The organism is Streptomyces capoamus (assembly GCF_014654935.1).
In the GTDB taxonomy this organism is placed as follows: Bacteria; Actinomycetota; Actinomycetes; order Streptomycetales; family Streptomycetaceae; genus Streptomyces; species Streptomyces capoamus.
On the sequence record NZ_BNBF01000010.1, the window covers coordinates 173,453 to 175,981 of the forward strand.

At 73.3% G+C, this 2,529-nt stretch carries 1 protein-coding gene and 2 pseudogenes; 1 reads left to right on the forward strand and 2 read right to left on the reverse strand.

Annotated features, from left to right (window positions below):
* A pseudogene (locus IE312_RS40665) lies at window positions 1-949 on the reverse strand (glycoside hydrolase); the annotation flags it as partial.
* 239 nt (window positions 950-1,188) lie between these two features.
* Between IE312_RS40665 and IE312_RS18045 the strand changes: the two are divergent.
* The gene (locus IE312_RS18045; protein ID WP_189982983.1) at window positions 1,189-1,971 is read left to right on the forward strand and encodes a class E sortase; all 783 of its coding nucleotides are present in this window, start codon (window positions 1,189-1,191) and stop codon (window positions 1,969-1,971) included.
* Window positions 1,972-2,014: 43 nt separating this feature from the next.
* Here IE312_RS18045 and IE312_RS40670 read toward each other — a convergent pair.
* Window positions 2,015-2,529, reverse strand: a pseudogene (locus IE312_RS40670) (MFS transporter); the annotation flags it as partial.

Sequence of the window (2,529 nt, forward strand, 5' to 3'; positions counted from 1 at the left end):
ACAGGGCCTTGCGGGCGGTCGTCACCACGTCCGTGTGGAGGAGGTCCCTGCGGCCGCCGGAGCCCTGGTAGCCGTGCACGTTGACCCGGTCGACGTAACTCCTCGTGGTGGCGGAGAAGGAGTTCCAGGTGGTGCGGGCCAGGTCGTAGCCGGTCTCGTCGGAGGCGGCGATCCTCGTGCCGGTGAGGCCGCGCCTGTCCAGTTCGGAGCGCAGGTACGGCAGTACGGCCGCCTGCACGTTCGCGTCGACGTGGCAGCCCTCCTGGGTGCCGGTCGCCGTCCACCAGGAGGAGGAGGGCTCGTTGAACGCCTCCACCGTCGCGAAGTCCACACCCCAGTGCTGCCTCGCGTGGAGGGCGACCGCGGCGAGGTGGGAGGCGTGCCGGCGCTGGTTCCAGGACTGGAGGTTGTTGCCGCCGCCGGCCGCGCCGGACGGGTTGTGGTTGGAACACATCCACCACATGGGCGAGTTGGCGAACAGTTCTGAGATCGCGCCGCGCATGGTGGCCTTCACCAGCATGGCCCGCTGGGCGGCGTCCGCCGTCCACTTCCAGGCCGCCGAGGCGGGGTCCTCGTTCGTCCAGTCCTGCCAGTAGCCCTCGATCTGCTTGAAGGCGGGGATGTTCGGGGAGACGGCCATCGACTCGCCGCCGACGCTGTTCCAGCTGCACGCGCCGAGGTTGTAGCGGGCGATGGTGAGGCCCAGGCCGGGCAGTGTGCTGCCGTTGTACGTCGTGTTCCTGGTGGTGAAGAAGATGTCGGCGAAGTCGTCCCGGGTGCCGAAGACGTTGGCCCACCACGCCAGGGAGGTGCCCCAGCCCTCCCAAGTGCCGTAGGCGGCGGACGGGTCGACGGTGATCGTCGCGTCGGCCCGGGCGGTGCCCGTGGCGAGCGCGCCGCCGAGGAGTCCGCCGCCCGCGGCAGCCAGGAGTGTTCTGCGTCGGATCATGGGTCGTTCGCTGCCTCTCCGTGCGGCTCCGGCCCCGCGTTCCCGGACGCGGCGCCGACTGGTGCCCCCCGGCATGCCCACAGGAAGCATCGGGGTGCCGAATGGCGTTGTCGAGGGTTGTGACGGGCCTTTCTCAAACCCGTTGAGGAAGCGGCGGTACGGCTCACCGTCCCCTTGCCCCTGGTCAGTTGGAGGCGTCGGACCTATGGTGCGGGCGGCGCCGGTGGAGGTGGGTGCGGATGCGGGCTGCGGCGGGCGTGCGGGTCGTACGGCACGGCGACCGGCGCCGGCGCGCGCGGCGCAGACGCGTGCTGTGGAGCGGGGGAGAACTGCTCGTGACGGCCGGGCTGGTCCTCCTGCTGCTGGTCGTGCACCACCTGTGGTGGACCAACCTGGAGGCGCGGCGCGGGGCCGCACGCGAGGTGGCGGCGTTGGAACGGCAGTGGAGCAGCGGTGCGCCGGCCCCTCCCCGCGGTCCCGGTACGGCCGCGGTCCCCGGGTCCGCCGCCCCCGCCCCCGGCGCCTCCCCCGAGCCGCGGCGCGCGTACTCCGCCGCGAGCCCGCCCCGGCGCTCCCAGGCGTACGCCGTGCTCGCCATCCCGCGGCTGCGGCTGCGCGTCCCCGTGGCCGAGGGCGTCGGCAGGGCGGACGTGCTGGACAAGGGGTACGTCGGTCACTACCACGGCACCCAGCAGCCGGGGCAGGCCGGGAACTTCGCGCTCGCCGGGCACCGGAACACGCACGGCGAGCCCTTCCGGTACCTGCCCCGGCTGCGGCGGGGGGACGCCGTGGAGGTGGAGACGCGGACGGCGACGTACACCTACGGCGTCGACCGGATCCTGCCGCGCACCTCGGCGCTGGACTCGGGGGTCGTCCGGCCGGTCCCGCACTCGCTCGTCCGGCCCGGGTACGGCTACCGCGAGCCGGGGTTCTACCTGACCCTGACCACCTGCACGCCCGAGTTCACCTCCCGGTACCGGCTGGTGGTGTGGGCCCGGCTGGTGTCCGTGCGGCCCAGGTGACCGTGCTGGTCGCACGCCTCAACGATGGGCTGTGACAGCACTTTCACAACAGACCCTGAGCCCGTTCCCGCAGCGCCAGTACGCTCACCGCGCCCGCCAGCGCCAGCCCCGCCGACACCAGCAGTGCGAGGTTCGCGCCCCGGGCCGGGGTGTCGGCCGAGGTGGCGACGGCGATGGTCAGGGCGACGCCGGCGCAGGAGCCGATGTAGCGGAAGGTCTGCTGGGCGCCGGAGCCCATCGCGGCCCGCTGGGGCGGCACCGACTCGACGGCGAGCAGCGGCAGCGCGCCGTTGAGCAGGCCGCTGCCGATGCCGCCGACGACCAGGCCGGGCAGCAGGCGGAGCCAGGAGCCGGAGCCGACCGCGCCGAGCATCGTCACCATGGCGATCGTGTGCAGGGCGAAGCCGAGGGCGAGCTGGGTGAGCGGGGCGACCCGGCCGGCCAGGTGCTAGACCTGGAGGGCGACGGCGAAGCTCAGACCGGACCAGAGCAGGAACAGCCAGGCCGTGGCCAGTGGGGACAGGCCCAGTGCCTGCTGGAGCAGTGCGGGCAGGAAGC

Excerpts from the sequence above, each read along its gene's own strand:
- IE312_RS18045 (WP_189982983.1), top strand. The coding sequence starts at position 1,189 with ATGCGGGCTGCGGCGGGCGTGCGGGTCGTACGGCACGGCGACCGGCGC.